This window comes from Paenibacillus alginolyticus DSM 5050 = NBRC 15375 (genome assembly GCF_000422905.1).
GTDB lineage: Bacteria > Bacillota > Bacilli > Paenibacillales > NBRC-103111 > Paenibacillus_E > Paenibacillus_E alginolyticus.
This window is the reverse complement of sequence record NZ_KE383948.1, coordinates 1-15,922: the sequence shown is the minus strand read 5'-3', so window position 1 is coordinate 15,922 and position 15,922 is coordinate 1. Positions and strand designations below refer to the sequence as shown.

The 15,922-nt window shown below is 43.3% G+C and carries 16 protein-coding genes; 1 reads left to right on the top strand and 15 read right to left on the bottom strand.

What is annotated here, in order from left to right; all coding sequences use genetic code 11:
* Positions 1-160: 160 nt before the first annotated feature.
* Genes murQ through G519_RS0138375 form a run of 7 tightly spaced genes read right to left on the bottom strand, consistent with a single transcriptional unit; the run spans position 161 to position 7,181 of the window.
* Positions 161-1,072: an N-acetylmuramic acid 6-phosphate etherase gene (gene murQ / locus G519_RS0138405; protein ID WP_029199037.1), complete on the bottom strand. Its 912-nt coding sequence runs from the start codon at positions 1,070-1,072 to the stop codon at positions 161-163.
* 39 nt (positions 1,073-1,111) lie between these two features.
* Positions 1,112-2,131: an N-acetylglucosamine kinase gene (locus tag G519_RS46745; RefSeq protein ID WP_036635605.1), complete on the bottom strand. Its 1,020-nt coding sequence runs from the start codon at positions 2,129-2,131 to the stop codon at positions 1,112-1,114.
* 1 nt (position 2,132) lies between these two features.
* Positions 2,133-2,957 (bottom strand): carbohydrate ABC transporter permease, encoded by an 825-nt coding sequence (locus G519_RS0138395; RefSeq protein ID WP_029199036.1) that lies wholly within the window; start codon positions 2,955-2,957, stop codon positions 2,133-2,135.
* Positions 2,958-3,005: 48 nt separating this feature from the next.
* Complete coding sequence (locus G519_RS0138390; protein ID WP_029199035.1) at positions 3,006-3,935, bottom strand: carbohydrate ABC transporter permease; 930 nt, start codon at positions 3,933-3,935, stop codon at positions 3,006-3,008.
* A 27-nt stretch (positions 3,936-3,962) separates the two neighbouring features.
* Positions 3,963-5,267: an ABC transporter substrate-binding protein gene (locus G519_RS0138385; RefSeq protein WP_029199034.1), complete on the bottom strand. Its 1,305-nt coding sequence runs from the start codon at positions 5,265-5,267 to the stop codon at positions 3,963-3,965.
* A 41-nt stretch (positions 5,268-5,308) separates the two neighbouring features.
* Positions 5,309-6,331 carry a serine hydrolase domain-containing protein gene (locus G519_RS0138380; RefSeq protein ID WP_029199033.1) on the bottom strand — a complete coding sequence of 341 codons (1,023 nt, stop codon included), beginning with the start codon at positions 6,329-6,331 and terminating at the stop codon, positions 5,309-5,311.
* Entirely contained in the window at positions 6,324-7,181 is an 858-nt protein-coding gene (locus tag G519_RS0138375) for a MurR/RpiR family transcriptional regulator (protein WP_029199032.1), read from the bottom strand. The genes G519_RS0138380 and G519_RS0138375 overlap by 8 nt, the downstream gene beginning before the upstream one ends.
* A gap of 297 nt (positions 7,182-7,478) precedes the next feature.
* Here G519_RS0138375 and G519_RS0138370 point away from each other — a divergent pair, with 297 nt between their 5' ends.
* On the top strand, positions 7,479-8,516 hold the full coding sequence (locus G519_RS0138370) for a GerAB/ArcD/ProY family transporter (RefSeq protein ID WP_161632988.1): 1,038 nt from the start codon (positions 7,479-7,481) through the stop codon (positions 8,514-8,516).
* 50 nt (positions 8,517-8,566) lie between these two features.
* Here G519_RS0138370 and G519_RS0138365 read toward each other — a convergent pair whose 3' ends face one another.
* The 8 genes from G519_RS0138365 to G519_RS0138330 form a co-directional block, all read right to left on the bottom strand.
* The gene (locus G519_RS0138365; protein WP_029199030.1) at positions 8,567-9,934 is read right to left on the bottom strand and encodes a sensor histidine kinase; all 1,368 of its coding nucleotides are present in this window, start codon (positions 9,932-9,934) and stop codon (positions 8,567-8,569) included.
* Positions 9,931-10,629, bottom strand: coding sequence for a response regulator transcription factor (locus G519_RS0138360; RefSeq protein ID WP_029199029.1), 699 nt, complete (start codon positions 10,627-10,629; stop codon positions 9,931-9,933). The genes G519_RS0138365 and G519_RS0138360 overlap by 4 nt, the downstream gene beginning before the upstream one ends.
* A gap of 110 nt (positions 10,630-10,739) precedes the next feature.
* Complete coding sequence (locus G519_RS0138355) at positions 10,740-11,273, bottom strand: hypothetical protein (RefSeq protein WP_029199028.1); 534 nt, start codon at positions 11,271-11,273, stop codon at positions 10,740-10,742.
* 1 nt (position 11,274) lies between these two features.
* Positions 11,275-12,030 (bottom strand): ABC transporter permease, encoded by a 756-nt coding sequence (locus G519_RS0138350; RefSeq protein WP_029199027.1) that lies wholly within the window; start codon positions 12,028-12,030, stop codon positions 11,275-11,277.
* Between the two features lie 21 nt (positions 12,031-12,051).
* Entirely contained in the window at positions 12,052-12,795 is a 744-nt protein-coding gene (locus G519_RS0138345) for an ABC transporter ATP-binding protein (RefSeq protein WP_029199026.1), read from the bottom strand.
* Positions 12,796-12,934: 139 nt separating this feature from the next.
* Positions 12,935-13,702 (bottom strand): YheC/YheD family protein, encoded by a 768-nt coding sequence (locus G519_RS0138340; RefSeq protein WP_029199025.1) that lies wholly within the window; start codon positions 13,700-13,702, stop codon positions 12,935-12,937.
* A 575-nt stretch (positions 13,703-14,277) separates the two neighbouring features.
* Positions 14,278-14,811, bottom strand: a complete 534-nt coding sequence (locus G519_RS0138335; RefSeq protein ID WP_029199024.1) for a hypothetical protein — start codon at positions 14,809-14,811, stop codon at positions 14,278-14,280.
* A gap of 637 nt (positions 14,812-15,448) precedes the next feature.
* A complete protein-coding gene (locus G519_RS0138330) occupies positions 15,449-15,886 on the bottom strand; it encodes a YybH family protein (RefSeq protein ID WP_029199023.1) in 438 nt (145 codons plus the stop codon).
* Between the last annotated feature and the right edge of the window lie 36 nt (positions 15,887-15,922).

Sequence of the window (15,922 nt, the reverse complement as noted above, 5' to 3'; positions counted from 1 at the left end):
GCGCCTCTTTCGCTGCATTCGAGCATCCGAGACGGCCTTTTCCACCTTCTCAGTATGCAAAACCCGCACTTAGCCACAGATCGGCATCTTGCATAATTTCGAATACAATAAAAAATGCCTAAACTGATTACGATCAGTTCAGGCATTACTTAAAATAAAACTATTGAGCTTGTTCCAGCTGCTTTACAGCGTTACCGAAATGATCATTTACTTGAACTAGCGCATCCAAAGCCTTCTCACGGCTTACGTTGAACATCAGCATCAGAATGGCGACTCTGGCGTCGCCCTTTGCTTCCATTCCGACGCGGCGGGCTGTTTCTTCGTTTGTGCCAGTCGCCTCTTGAATAATCCGCACAGTACGATCCCTGAGCTTCTTATTCGTCGCCTGGACGTTTACCATCAGATTACCATACACCTTGCCCATCTGAATCATCACGGTCGTGGAGATCATGTTGAGAACCATTTTTTGCGCTGTTCCTGCTTTTAACCTTGTGGACCCCGTAATAATTTCAGGCCCGACAGGCACCTCGATCGGATATTTCACAACTGCGCTGAGCTGTGTATCCCGATTACAGCTTATACCGATCGTCAATAACCCCAGCCTATTAGCCTCTCGTATAGCGCCAATTACATAGGGAGCGGTTCCGCTTGCTGTAATGCCGACGACAACATCGCCTGCTCGTACAACATCTGCTATCGCACGTACACCAGCTGCTTCATCATCTTCAGCGTTTTCTACAGCTGCACGAATGGCTATCTCTCCTCCAGCAATAATGCCGTTCACAAGCTCTGGCTCTACACCAAACGTAGGCGGGCATTCGGATGCGTCTAGAACGCCGAGACGGCCACTGGTACCAGCTCCGATGTAGAATAAACGGCCGCCGCGGGTCATGGCTTCGACCACCGCTTCAGCTGCATCAGAGATTTGCGGTAAAGCTCCGTTAACGGAGACTGCTACCGTTTGGTCTTCTTCATTCATTAGCGTCACGATCTCCCGAACAGTAAGTCGGTCAAGGTGACTTGACTTTGCATTTCTCTGCTCGGTAACCGTTTGATTCACTTGTTGTACCACGTTACCTTGCCTCCTTTTTATCGATACGTTGCTTTGCGTCTATTTAAGGAAGACAAATCCTGCTATCCGTTGTTTCATGACTTCCGTTAATTCGATTCCCTGTTCCTGCAAAGCAAGAAGATAGGCTCCAATGACAGGCGGCCGTTCAAGCAGTCGGACATCGAACATGCCGGACTGTATCAACGGTGTCTGCATAAAACGATTTTCGAACATGTGATCTGAAAATAAGCCGCCCGTTATCACAAGAGGGGTTTTATTCTCAGTTATGTGTTGGTTATCGCTTACCTCAATTTGCGGTTGTTTATCCATGGAGGTTATGACGGTCTTGACGAGTTCTTCCAGCTCTTGAATCGCTTCTTCCACGAGCTTAACAGCAATCGGATCCCCATCCGCTGCAGCCTGCATGACGAGCTTGGATCCATCCGCAATCGCGGTCCGTACATTGTCTTGGCCATAAATGGTGTTGATCAATTGCCCAGGGTGCTGCAAGGACCAACGTTCGAGAACTAACCCCGTTAACGCAGTAGGCTCCCCTCGTCCGTCATGCGCTCGCATAACTGCTACTAGGGCTTTCCTCCCGAGATCAAACCCGCTTCCTTCATCACCGAGTAAATAACCCCAGCCTCCGACTCTTACAAATCCGCCCGTCGCCGGATCGAATCCATAGGCGATCGAGCCCGTGCCTGAAATGAGTGCTATCCCCTTCTGTCCCCAAGTACCGGCGGCCAAAGCGGTCACTGCATCATTGTGCACCGTGATCGGAACACCTTCCGGCAATTCGGTTTGCAGCCAGTCGCCGATTCGCTTCCGGTCTTCAGGGCGGTCACTACCGGCCAGCCCCAGGAAGATCCCGCCTAACAGGGACATGTCCGTACCCGATTGGTCTAATACGTCCCGGATGAGAGTGAGCAGAACTCGCTGAACCTCCTCCCAAGGACGGGACTTTACGCTGCTGGATTCACCGCGGCTTTCAGCCAAAATGTTGCCTTCCACATCGCCGAGAATGCATACCGTCTTGGTCCCTCCGCCGTCAATGCCAATATATCTAGTTTCAGCCATATTATTTCACCGCTCCTGCCGTCATGCCTTCCATAAACTGTTTCGATGCTAGGAAAAACATCACAATCATTGGCACGGATGCCAACGTGAGCCCGGCAAATAGCATACTTAAATCCGTAGAGTATTGTCCGAATAGTGAGAGCATGCCAACCGGTATCGTCTTTTTCATATCGTCTTGGATAAAAATCAGCGGGAAAAAGAAATCGTTCCACGCCATAATAAAGTTCATAATCATGACCGTCCCCAGTGCAGGGCGAATAAGCGGCAGCAAAACGTGCCACATAACACCGAAATCCGAAGAACCATCAATGCGTGCTGCTTCCTCTAGCTCCTTCGGCAGCGTTCTAAAAAAGCCAGTTAAGATCAGTACAGCGAGAGGCATTCCGATCGCCGTATACACGCTAACAAGCGACCAAATGCTATTCAGCAGGGCTAGCTTCTTCATCAATAGGAACAGGGGAACGATCCCAAGCTTAATAGGAATCATCATGCCTAAGAGGAAAAAGAAGAACAGCGCACCATTCCATCGGAACGGATATCTGGCGATATAAAATGATGCCAAAACGCCAAACAGCAAAATCAAAACGACGGAAACGACACTGACCACGACACTGTTCCAAAAATAAGTTCCGAACGGAATTTGATGGATTAGCTTGCTATATGCCGTAAACGATATAGAAGTCGGGAGCGACATCGGGTTTTTCAAGATCTGGATATTCGTTTTGAAAGAGGAGGTCAGCATCAGAAAGATCGGATACAAACTGACCAGTGCTCCCACGTACGCCGCAACGTATTGGAGCCCCCGAACGGATTTGTTGGTTTTCATGGTGTGCCTCCTAATATAGGGATCTTTGGCGTAGTCCAAAGTCTCTCATTATGAATGAGACGATTGATTCCTAGTAAAGTACAGGAACAATGCGGATATGGTTGCGATAATGAAAAATAGGACCACTGCCAATGCCGAGCCCAAGCCTAATGCGACTGAATCGCCGCCAGACGAGCCGCCAAACGCAATCCGATAAAAGAACACAGCCAGCGTGTCGGTGGAGTTGTACGGTTCTCCTTGCGAACCTTCCATGGCATAGATGAGTTCGAACGCTTCGAAAGCATGAATAAAGGTAAACACAGTAATGATGATCAATGACTGACTCATCATCGGCAGGATGATGGAACGGATCAAGCGGAAACCTTTTACTCCGTCCAGTCTCGCCGCTTCAATGACTTCGGCCGAAATAGCGTGCAAACCTGCGAGAAATATCAACATAGAGAAACCGACGCCAAACCAGCTGTTGACGATTGTTATGGATGTTAACGCATAAGCCGGGTCCCCGAGCCAAGGCTTAGCCCACGAAATAAGACCGATCTTTTTGAGCAGCACGTTGACAATACCGTTGTTCGGATTCAACATGAGTTTCCACAAAAAGCCTACGACGATGACAGAAAGCAGCCTCGGTAAAAAGTAAGCCATTTTCAGAAAGTTCGAACCCTTAAGTTTGCTGTAAACCAGATAGGCAAGAATGAACGCAATCACGTTCTGAACAGCCATTTCAACAGCAAAATAATAAAGATTATGACCAAACGCATTCCAAAACAAGTGGTTGAACGGTTCTTTCGTAAACAGGCTCACAAAGTTGCCCAGCCCCACAAACTCCCCGCGGGTGTGACCTTTCCAGTCATAAAAACTGTAACCGAAAGCCGAAAGGATCGGATAGATCACGAAGAGAATGTAAACTGCGAGGGCAGGAACCGGGAACAGATGAACTGCTCCCTTTTTCCACCAAGGCGATTTTGCAAAGTTATTCATGTGCCCCCCCCCTCTGTATAAACTGATTTATTTCTTAGGCTTGAACCATGTATCTGCGCTCTTCTGAACTTCTTCCGCCACTTGCTCCGGAGTCAATTTGTTTAAATACATCCCTTGAATGGAGTTTTCTAACGTAGATTTAGTTGTAGGGTTGCCTGCATTGAAATAGACAACGGATGCGTAAGGTGTAGAAATCGTATCTGCATTCTTAGCAATTTTGGCTACAAGCGGATCTTTCGCAGCCACACCTGGGATTGTGCTTGGTTTTTGCAGTTCATTGACAGCTAGTGCACCGAACTCTTTTGTTGTCAAAAACTCCATAAATTTCAGAGCTTCCGCCTTATGAGCAGATTTCGCATTTACGGAGAAAGATCCGTCTACCCAAGTAGTAACCGTTGCTTTGCCATCGGCTTTCATCGGCGGAACTGGGAACACATCCATTTGCAGATCTGGATTCGTTTTCTTCATAACGGCATATTCCCAATCGCCCATGACCATCATGGCTGCTTGCTCGGAAACAAACATGTTTCTCATGTCGTCCATACCGATCCCTACATAGTTATCTGGGAAGTATGGTGTCAAATCTTTGAGCATTTTAATCGAACTTACATATTCAGGGCTTTTGAAATTCGCTTCGCCAGAAAGTATCTTCTTAATGAAATCTGTCCCGTAAACGGAAGGTGCAAGCGTACCTTGTGTCAGGGAAAGAATCCAACCTTCCTTAGAGCCGAAAGCAAACGGAGTCACTTTATTTTTCTTCAAAGTTTCCGCCGTTTTCAACAGCTCATCCCACGTTTTAGGCTCTGTCAGATTATATTTTTGGAAGATTTTCTTGTTGTAAAATACTTGCGTCGAACTGAATACAGTCGGTACGCCGTATACTTTACCATCTGATCCTGTAGCGGCCAGCAACGTGTCCTTCGAGAAAACGTCCATACCTTTGAGGCTAGTCAGCGGCTCTAAGTAACCGGCATCTGCCAATACAGCACCTGCAGCATAAGGACGAAGATGAATAATATCAGGGCCATTTCCACTTTGCAGACCTGTGTTTAGGGCTGTGTTATATTCCGTATTTTTAATCGGCTTGAAATCAATATCAATGTTCGGGTTGGTTTTCTTAAATTCAGCAATGATTTTAGCGTAAGCATCCGAATCTTCGGTACGCCAGCTGCCCATTGTCAACTTTACTTTTTCCTGAGGTGCTGCCGATGGCGCTGTACTAGCTCCACCAGGGGTTGTGCTAGGAGTTGCGGTATTGTTGCTGCTGCAAGCGACAAGCATGGAAGAAGCAGCGACCATAGTTAATAATGCCCCACTGAATAAACGTTTCATTTTGAAAGCCTCCCTTTAATGTTTACTTATCTATTTTAACCTCATGAATGATATGAGGACAAAACCGCTTCATGTAAAATTGGACGCAGCTCCCGGATCTTGTTGTTTCGACCCAAATGAACAGCATTGGTAAGAAAGACAACACTGATGCCCTGTTCGGGCGCAACCCACAAGCTCGTTCCGGTAAATCCTGTATGACCGAAACTACCGGTAGGCCAGCTTTCTCCGCAGCTAGGAACGTCAGCTGAATCATGCTTGACTTCCCAGCCAAGTCCGCGGCCGCGTACTGGAGCCGCAGTGGCTTCTCGCATCAGCGATGGCGGAACAATATCCCACTGTTCCGGCTGCAACCACCATGCCGCATAGCGTGCTAGGTCGTCCGCTGTTGCGAATAATCCTGCGCTGCCGGTAACACCGCCGAGGTGAAAGCTCTTCTCATCGTGAACTTCGCCGATGATGTAAGCTCCGTTTACAAGTTCGGTTGCGGCAATACGTTCTTGAAGTTCGGCGCCGGGGTTAAAAACCGTATGCCGCATCTCAAGCGGATCGAAGATATGCTGCTTAACAAATCGATCCAAAGGCTCGCCTGACACACGCTCTGCAATGATCCCAAGGAGGATCATGCCGATATCACTATACAGCTTTTCCTTACCTGGCTGAAATAAAAGCTCTTGCGCCAGAATATCCTCGATTAAATTAGGCCGAGCTTCTTTGCGCGGAAGATAAGGCATATCCGGCGGCAGCCCTGACACATGCAACAAGAGATGACGCAGTGTGACTTGCGGATGACGAAATGCAGGCAAGTAAGTCTGCACGGAGCTGTCAAGCGACAGCTTCTCTTTGGCTACGAGTACCAGAATAGCTGGAAGCGTAGCGGTTACCTTCGTAAGAGATGCGATGTCGAACATGGTGTTCAAACGAATCGGATGTTCCTTTGTGCCGTCGGAGAATGATCCATATGATTTTTGAAATCGTAAGCGGTTCAATACCGTAATGTCTAGAACAGCGCCGGGTAAGAGCCCATCGCGCACCCATCCTTCAACCAAGCGATCCACTTTATCCATTTCGTTTCCCCACACTGACGGCTTGTCGCGTCTTTTCCAGAGATTTGATGCTTTCCTCATAATGTCGGCCAGCGATGCCAGCGTACAAAATATCGATCACGTTCAGTTGAGAAATCCTTGAGGCCATCGCCCCGCTGCGAATACTCTTCTCTAAGGTGCTTATAAACAACTGGATATCCGCAAGCTCCGATACTGGATTAGCTCCGAACCGGGTCAGCGTAATGACAGAAGCACCGTTATTCTTAGCGACGGCAAGTGCACGAATCATGTCTTCGGTTTGGCCTGAATAGGAAATACCGAAAACAACGTCACCGGGAATTAAATTGGCAGCGATGGTTGCTTGAGCATCAAACCCGGTGCCGATTTCGCACCAGCGATTTATACGCGTTAGCTTTTGCATGAAATCCTTCGCGATAACCGCCGATGCGCCTACCCCGAAAACGCCAACTTTTCTTGCGCTGCTCAGTGAATGAATGGCCTTTTCCACACTTTCCGGAGAAAGTACCGTTAACGTATCTTGGATAGAAACAATATTGTTGTTGGAAACCGATTTAATGAGATCTACGATGGATCCGTCGGTGCGGATTTCTTGGTACGATTCTGCAGGCAGCGACGATTGGGATATATCACCCGCGATCCTCAGCTTCAACTCTTGAAATCCTTTACAGTGAAGGGAGCGTGAAAGCCTTACAATCGTTGCTTCACTTACGTCAGCAAACTCTGCCAGCTTCTGCACGGAAAGGCTTACCACCTGTTCCGGATGCTCCAATATATATTGTGCTGCCCTGCGCTCCATCGGCTTTAAGCTCCCAATAGCCGCTTCTATACTTATTAATCCACCTTTTAACATGGGGTCACCCTCCACGGTTTCATGTGTAGCTTTGAACTTGCATACCCTTATTATAGAGTTTTATTTCACTTTGTCTATACATTTATGAAATTTTATTTCAACATTGCATTAGGTTTACATCGGGATTCATCCAACTATTTTCTATACAAAAAAGACCAAGTCCTCACCGATTGGGAGCTTGATCTTTTTTTGTGCATAATCCTAGGGAGTAAAGCCAATAATTCCTTTATTATGAAATGTTTCCGATTTGACCTAGAACATTCACTGAGGGGATTGGAAAATGGTGGATTCTCAACTTTGTTTTTAATCGAGGCGAAGCTGGTCAAGCAGGATGTGTGGATGTCAAATCTTTTGGCTATTGTAACTTCAATAGGGGTCTTATGGCTCTTAACCTTTGTTCAATCGCAGCATCCTCAATTAAGTATGGTGGAGGCGTTCGAAAAATTGTTGGGGAAATGGTTTTCCAAACTCGCACTAGTCATCTATCTTATCTATTTCCTTGAAACTGGTGTGTTGGCCTATCGTGCTATTTCTTGGTTCTATACGACGGCTATCCTTCCAAACACTGCCCCTAACGTCTTAATTATACTCATCGTGTTGGTTAGTTCTTCCATTTATTTAGGTTTAGGTACTTTAGTCCGCACGGTTCAATTTATTCTTCCATTTTTCATTGTGTGTATCTGCATCGTTAGTTTGTTTATTCTGCGTGAAGTGGAGATTAATCCTTTCCTACCCATGTTACAAAGCAAACTTTCCGTAATCATTTATGGAGGGATGCTCTCTTTCGGTTTTCCATTTGGAAAAGCTGTTGTATTCGGTTTTCTTCTATCAAGGGTGAAAAACATAAAAAAAACATTCGTAAATTTAGCAGCAGCAGTAGTTTTATCAGGCATTTATTTATTAATGGCAAGTTATTTGACGTTTGGTGCGCTTGGCATACATTTAACCAAATTGTCTGCGTTTCCCTTTTTCACAGCCATTCAATTAGTTAAATTCGGAGAATATATGGAAAGGATTGAAATTCTTATCATCGCGATCTGGACTATTTTCACTTTATTTGAACTTATTGTGCTTCATTACGTTTTTTTAATCGTGATAAAACAAGTTTTCAAGATCAAAGAAACGAAACCTTTTATTATACCTACGGGCTTATTGTTCTATGCTTTGGCCCAGATTAGTTATACAAGGATGATGGATTTGGCTGCCTATGACTTTAAAATTCTTCCCTTCTCCTCACTCCTCCCAACCGTCATCATACCTGTCCTTTTAACCCTTCTAACGTTGGTAAGGAAGCGGCAGCGTTCCATGCAAGATCAGGCTAGCCCCATATCGTGACTTGATTTAACTATTCTGGACACAGGGGCAGAATTTCGTCGTTACTCTCCTTATCGAAATGGGAGGAAGACAATGACCTCTGTCCCCGTGTTCTTTTCGCTTTGGATATCTATCGTACCGTTATGAAGCTTGACGATTTCATTGGCGATTGACAACCCGAGTCCAGTACCTCCAGTCTTGCGAAATCTAGAGGAGTCGATTCGATAAAATCTCTCAAATACGCGCGGGAGCTCTTCCATTTGAATGCCAATGCCATTGTCTACAACTCTAATTTCTACCCCAATAGGCTCACTATCATCAGGCTTTACTTCCGTTAGAATGATTTTTATTTCTTTCTTGCTATATTTAATTGCGTTATCAAGCAAAATAAGAAGCAATTGCTTCATTTTCGAAGAATCTGCGCGGCAAGAAATCTTATCCACTGATGTCTGAACAGTGATTTCTCTATGATAAGAATTTTGGAGTAAAGCGACCGTGCTTTTACAAAAGGAAACAAACTCCATCTCTTCTCGTTCCAACTTTTGTTCTTGTTCCAATGTTGCCAAGTCAAGCAGCTGCTGGGTTAATTGTTTCATCCTAACCGCTTCTGAATAAATATTCGCAACGGCTTCTCGTCCTTTCACCTCATCTTGCAACCCCCATCGTTGCAGCATTCGGGCATAGCCTTCGATGATCGTAAGCGGTGTTTTCAGTTCATGAGATGCATCATAAACAAATTGCTGCTGCCGAAAGAAGCTGACTTGTATGCGGTCCATCATACGGTTAAACGTAGACGCCATTGCATGGAGCTCATCGTTCCCGCCATCACGGATAGGAATTTTATGAAAAACAAGATTTCTCTCAATGTCTTCCATGGTCTTAACCATCGATGAGATCGGTCGCAAAATCCACTTGGCTAGCCATAAGCCTCCGATAACACTCATTCCTACAGCCCCAAGTGATGTCAGCATCAGGATGGAAATAAGAATGCCTATATTTTCATTCAGATAATCCAGTTTCTCCGCTATTTCCAAGGTACCTACTACCTGACCGTCCACAATGGCTGGTGTTCTCGCTACCAGTACCTTCACTTTACCAAGTTGGTAAAGCTGAGTTTCATCAGATTGGACACGTTTCGGTTCAACGGCCGTCACTTCATCGTCACTTTGAAACTGCTGCTGGACAGAACCGTTTTGATCCAATAACCGGAGCATGCTATTTTCCAGAACGAAACTCTGAAGCAAGTCCATTTGCTTTCCTTGCAGTGCTTCCGTAAACTTCACTTTTTTCATTAGTGAATTAGCGCGATTGGATAAAGAATCTCGTTCGTTATCCGTTGTAATTTGCATAAAGGCGAAGTAAATGGTAACGTTTACGGCTATCAAGATTCCTACAAGCCATAAAGTAGCGAGACCAGCAATCTTATGTTTGATACTCATTTTTCGCTCTCCTTTATGCAATAACCAACACCCCGATAAGTATGAATCAGCTGTCTATCAAAGGGGTAGTCCATTTTCTTCCGAACATAGCGAATGTAAACATCAACCACATTCGTTTCCCCTACAAAATCATGCCCCCACACAGCTTGAATAATTTGCTCTCGGTTAAGGACTTGGTTCCGATTTTGGACCAAGTAAAGAAGGAGTTCAAACTCTTTTTGTGTGAGAACAATTTGAATTCCGCCACGCTCCACTTCTCTAGTCACTGGATCTATCGTTAAGTCTTCTAAGACAAGTTCTGTATTTTCTTTCATTGGGGCTGCGTTTGTCATTCGATTTCGTAGACAAGACCTTATCCTAGCGAATACTTCTTCAATCTCAAACGGTTTGGTCATATAATCATTTGCCCCAAGGTCCAAGCCGCTTACCTTATCTGGTGTAGCGCCGCGGGCCGTTAGTAGAATGACGCTTGTTTGTTTATCTGTCTCTCTCAGTCGGCGCAGTACCTCTAAGCCGCTTAATACGGGCAGCATGATGTCAAGAAGTATCACATCAAATCCGCCTGATAGAGCCTTATTCAATCCCTCTCTCCCGGTTGATGCACAAGCTACGGTATAGCCCTCATAGGTAAGCTCCATCTCCAATAGTCTGGCAATTTTATCTTCGTCCTCGATAATAAGGATGTTCCCCTTCATTTGTTTTCGTCCTTTCTCCCTCATTTTGTTGTCATCCATTATAGCTTCTCTCTAGGATAAAAAACAAACAGCCTATTTCAATGACGAAATAGGCTGGGTTCCAACACTTGTCATATCGTTTTCATTCTTCTTCTGATCGTGAGAAGAATGAAGACGCCTAGAAGTAATACCGGCTCTACGATCGATACAACTTTTACAACTATCGGATCGATTTGAGTGTTCCCCATAATCTCGATGGGTATCGCCGAACTGGAATAAATCCAAGGTTCTTTGGTACTTGTAGCCGTAACGTATAAATGATAGCGACTCGTGTACACGAACCGTATAGGCAATGATACTTCTTTGGTTTCATTGGGTGAAAGCGTCCCAATGGTTATGGGCTGATCCGCGCCATAATCTTCAAGATTTACAGTCCAATGCTTGTTAAGATCAGCCATAGTAATATAGGCCATCATGTCATCAATCTTTTGATTTGAATGGTTCATTATTCTAGCTGTGATTTTCATCTCAATGCCTGGGAAATCTTTGACCTTATCGGGAGCAATAATCTCTACTTCCACGCCCGGCTTATCGGCAGCAGAAACAGTAAGCGGCAGGCTTAAGCAAAGGAAGCAAAGTAGGAAGAAGACTGCTTTTATTCTCATTTTACTCGCCCCCCAAGAAATTAACTTTTTTGCTTGCACCTATGAATAGTAGCAGCACGATCACAAAAAAGATGTATACGGGGAGGCTATCCATGACAAAAGCATTGAACCCAAGCTTATTAACCAAGCTATCTTTCATCGCTAACATACTCGAGGATACAGGACTGCTTTTATCAACCAGATGAGCAAATCCTACTTTCTTCATCGTTGTGGATAAAAACATCGGAATAACGGCTACGACAAACATAATGATTGAAATCATCAAAGCGTTCTTCGTGGACGTTAGCCATGCCGAAATCGCAAGTGAAAGAGCTGAGAAACTCAGCACAAGTACGGACCCGTTGCAAAGAATAAATAACAACACAATGGAGAACAGATTCGTTCCAGAGGTTAACGCGATGAGATAAGGTAAAGACAGCAAAATGAGTACGACCCAAAACAATGTCATAGCCAAAAGTTTAGACATCATAATTTTCAGTTTAGACAAAGGCGTCAAAAGTAAACTTTCGAGTGTCCCCTTTTCTTTTTCTCCGGAAATCATCGTCGATCCCAGAATGATAAGTACAAGACTATTTACACCTAACATCAGCTTCATAAAAGTCATATTAACCTCGACCTGGGCTAATAAGCTTAGCTCTTTAACGGAAATAAAGCTAAATGCCAGGACACTATACAGTACAGAAATGATGAAAAAGATAAGCAATCCCTTCCTGGAAAACAAATGTTCCCGAAGTTCTTTGCGAAATAAAGCCATCATTCGTTATTCCCCCTCCTCATCTTATTTTTTATTGGTTAGATAAAAGAATACTTCCTCTAAGGTAGGATTTTCAACCCCTATGATTTCCCGATAGCCCTGAAGTAAAGTAGAAATCTCTCCTTCTTCTACCAGCTTTCCTCGGTTCACAATGGCTACCCGATTGCATATTTCAGAGATTTCTTTCAATAAATGCGAGGTGATGAAAATGGTAATTTGATGTCTCGTATTCAAATCACGAATGATGGATTGAATATCTTTTTGACCCTGAGGATCCAATCCGAGCGTTGGCTCGTCCAAAAAAATAATAGCCGGTTCATGCACAATTGCCTTGGCGATTCCAAGTCGTTGCCGCATGCCGCGGGAATACTGACCAACGGCTATGTGAGATTTATCATACAAACCCACCAATTCCAAGACCTCAGCCACACGCAGTTTTCTTTTCTCTTTCGCAATGCCATATAGTTCAGCAAATAGGGTAAGATACTCGGTACCTGTCATCCAATCGTAGTAACCATGAGACTCAGGAAGAACACCAATGTATTGTTTTATGTTAGTTACATGCTCTTGAAGATCCATGCCATTAATACGAATGTTCCCTTCACTTGGAGTGAGTAGACCTGTTAACATACGTATTGTCGTCGTTTTCCCAGCTCCGTTGGGACCGAGGAAACCATAGATATCCCCTTTTTTAACATGAAGTTGAAGTTCATTTACAGCTATAAATCCGTTATCATACCGTTTTGTTAATTTTTCAGCAAGAATCATACGAATCCCCCTCCTTTACCACTTAGCACACAGTTTATCATTGCTTAATTAGATCTCAATGAGTATTAGATAGGAATTGGATGAGAAACTTGTAAATACATATAACCCACGAAGCTCGTGGGTTTAGTTTGAAATCTTTTTACTTTCGTATTATTTTCCCTGCACGCAAAGATTTTAAATAGGAATTTCTTAGAACCTTAATCTTTCTATACATGGTTTTATCACTGAGTTTCTCAAATAGGCCATGGGATGGATAATCAAAATTAACTTCAATGATCCATATCCTGCGATGGTGATCGACTGCAAAATCAATACCTATTTGAGAAGAATACTTGTAGTAGTTGAATCGATTACAAATGCGATAGCTTATACGAATTAGCTCTTGAATCATTTTTTGCTGCTCATTCTTGGACAATTGAAGTGCTGCGGATAAAGCATTTCCAATTGGAGTGGCGTATCCTCCTCCACGATTCACATTGGTAATAACGCTGGATTGTCCCGCTACTTTGGCTAACATCCCGGCATACTGCCAGTCATTTTGTGGGTTACGCATCATCATGACTCTGATATCAAAAGGTCTGTCTTTGAGTTTGGCTAAATCAATTGTTTTTTGGATGATATAGAGGCCATTTGATGATTGTTTGCGAACAGCGTTATAGGTGGCTTCGAGCGTTCTAAAGGTCTTAACGGTCCCTTTCACTTTGACTAATCGGTATTGTCCATTCGTCAACCAAGTCTTAATGATACCTTTACCCATGTGGGACATATTCGGTTTGATGTACACCGAGTGATATCGCCTCATGAAGTGAACAAAAGAATTCCGATTCAATACGGACGTCGGGGGCAAATACGAACGGATATGACGATCCTTTGAAAAAAATAAATGTAGACCTAACTTACCAGGCATTCAATCCCCGCCTTCATTAGAATACTTTATTTTTTACACAAAAAGGCCACCTAATTGGGTAGGTGGTTGAGAGAGGAATCATGAGTTTGACATTGTTATTTATATGTTGATTACAAGAATTTGGTTAATTAATAAATGACAAGCCTGTCCAAGGGATTGTTATCCCGTTATTTGCATGCTGTCCATTTATATCTCTGAAATATTGGACTGCAACAAAAAAACCGCAATTATGCGGGTTTTTGTTCTAATTTATTTAGGCCAAAGCTGCAGTGCCACATCAATCAATTCTTGTATTTCCTCGCGTGTGGCGCCATCCGAAGCTTGGATGGATATTCCTTCCAGCCTCCACCTATGGGAACGTAGCGACGCTATTTACGTGGAATAAGCTAAAATTCAAGCAAACGAGGAACGTAGCGCCGCTATGACGCGTGCAGGAGTATTGGCGGGATGGTTTCCGGATACATGGTTCCGTCATTCCCATCCTTGGTTGTAAAGTTAAAATTACTCATTGTAATCTCCTGCTTTTCGCACTGTTTGGTGCTTATGGCAGAACTTGTCGTACTTCTCCCGTTAGTTCAATAGCTAATCTCTCGTTTCCGTTTGTCATAAAAGGTTTGGTAAGCTTTCTCATAATCATTTGGTTCAAAGTTTACATCATTGCTACCAAATCCCATACCATCATATAGTTGAACCTTGCCTTTTTTAATTACACAAATACTATTAGCATACGTAAGTGATATTCCACTTCTTTCATAATTCCTTAACAACAGCATAACTTTTGTGCCTTTTTTAGGGAAATTGAAGTCAACACCATCTGTAAGCATGATATCTGTTCGAAAATCACGCTTTAATACAACTTCCTTTTGAGCCATATCGCCTTTTAGAACGGACTCGATTGAAATCGTTACTTCCTTGTGTGTGGCTGTATATTCAGCATTTCGTTTTTTTGTAGTAACGCCTTTTTTAATTTCTCCAACTACAATATAATCCGAAATACCAATCATATCTTGTGGAGAGAATACTGACATTTTCGCTCTTAACAGTGGTAGAAATGGATTTAATAATGTTAGACAAACCAATACCGTAAGACATAATCCTGTTTTCCTCATACTGCTCCTCCAGCCAAAAATGAGTGTTATACAATAACAACATCCCCCGTTGAAGCAACCACTATTCAATATTTAACATATCTGCCAGTTACTTCAACAAACGAAAAAGGAGCTGCCGCATAGCAATATTAACTGAAGGGTATTACTCTAAAAAACTCAAGGGTAATTAAGACAACGATAAGAAAACCTAACAAAAAGACTCCAATCAATCCTAGGATGCCCGTAGAAAACGATAATAATGCATCCAATACCATGTCAAAAACCAGAAACCAAATAATCCTTCTTATTTTATTTTGATCATTGAGTTGCTTGTATGTTAAATATTGAATATAAAGAAGATACCACTGAACAACATCATCCCAAACCCAACAAGTAAACCTACGGTATTTGAATTTGGACTCATTAGTTCCTCCATCCTTAGATCAATGAGTTGCACTACATAAATTCGACCCACCAAAGCTATTTTAAGTGTAATGTATATGTTTACCCTAATTTAGCATTTCTGCCCGTTAGCGGAGTGAAGGGCTGCCACGCGGCCCACGCGGCAGCCCTTCAAATGTTTAACTATCGTTCTCCGTTTAGTTTAACAATTTCCTTTTTAAAACAGTATATTTTTACTTGTATATAGGATAGGTTCTTACTTTAAGTTAAAAATGCCCTTCCCAGTTTCCATACTTATTGGCAATGATGAATGTGTATGTGTTATAGTCCAAGATTCATTTTCTTTTCTTAAACAGAATGTGAATCTATTTGTCATCTGACGAAGTTTCTCTCTAGATTCGTTGTAAGCAGCGAACGTAACAGCACAATGAACGAAAGCGAGATTCGAATTTTCTTCAACTACTACATCATCAATATCGGTTTTGAGTAAAACACCTTCCTCGCTTAAACCATTAAACCATTCTTTCACTATTTCCTTCCATTGAGAAATGCCGATGCACTCCCAGTTTTCCCAACAATCATAAATATGTATGTCAGAAGCGAATGTAGATACAAATCTCTCAACATCTTTCTCATAAATTGCAGATTTATAATTTTCCAGAACGTCCTGAACTTTATTAAAACCAAAACTCATGAATTCATCTCCTTTATTACTCTCATAAATTTATTT

Bases quoted from the DNA above. Each gene is read 5' to 3' on its own strand.
- G519_RS46745 (WP_036635605.1), bottom strand. From the start codon at position 2,131: ATGGCTGAAACTAGATATATTGGCATTGACGGCGGAGGGACCAAGACG.
- G519_RS0138395 (WP_029199036.1), bottom strand. From the start codon at position 2,957: ATGAAAACCAACAAATCCGTTCGGGGGCTCCAATACGTTGCGGCGTAC.
- G519_RS0138390 (WP_029199035.1), bottom strand. From the start codon at position 3,935: ATGAATAACTTTGCAAAATCGCCTTGGTGGAAAAAGGGAGCAGTTCAT.
- G519_RS0138385 (WP_029199034.1), bottom strand. From the start codon at position 5,267: ATGAAACGTTTATTCAGTGGGGCATTATTAACTATGGTCGCTGCTTCT.
- G519_RS0138380 (WP_029199033.1), bottom strand. From the start codon at position 6,331: ATGGATAAAGTGGATCGCTTGGTTGAAGGATGGGTGCGCGATGGGCTC.
- G519_RS0138375 (WP_029199032.1), bottom strand. From the start codon at position 7,181: ATGTTAAAAGGTGGATTAATAAGTATAGAAGCGGCTATTGGGAGCTTA.
- G519_RS0138365 (WP_029199030.1), bottom strand. From the start codon at position 9,934: ATGAGTATCAAACATAAGATTGCTGGTCTCGCTACTTTATGGCTTGTA.
- G519_RS0138360 (WP_029199029.1), bottom strand. From the start codon at position 10,629: ATGAAGGGGAACATCCTTATTATCGAGGACGAAGATAAAATTGCCAGA.
- G519_RS0138355 (WP_029199028.1), bottom strand. From the start codon at position 11,273: ATGAGAATAAAAGCAGTCTTCTTCCTACTTTGCTTCCTTTGCTTAAGC.
- G519_RS0138350 (WP_029199027.1), bottom strand. From the start codon at position 12,030: ATGATGGCTTTATTTCGCAAAGAACTTCGGGAACATTTGTTTTCCAGG.
- G519_RS0138345 (WP_029199026.1), bottom strand. From the start codon at position 12,795: ATGATTCTTGCTGAAAAATTAACAAAACGGTATGATAACGGATTTATA.
- G519_RS0138340 (WP_029199025.1), bottom strand. From the start codon at position 13,702: ATGCCTGGTAAGTTAGGTCTACATTTATTTTTTTCAAAGGATCGTCAT.
- G519_RS0138335 (WP_029199024.1), bottom strand. From the start codon at position 14,811: ATGAGGAAAACAGGATTATGTCTTACGGTATTGGTTTGTCTAACATTA.
- G519_RS0138330 (WP_029199023.1), bottom strand. From the start codon at position 15,886: ATGAGTTTTGGTTTTAATAAAGTTCAGGACGTTCTGGAAAATTATAAA.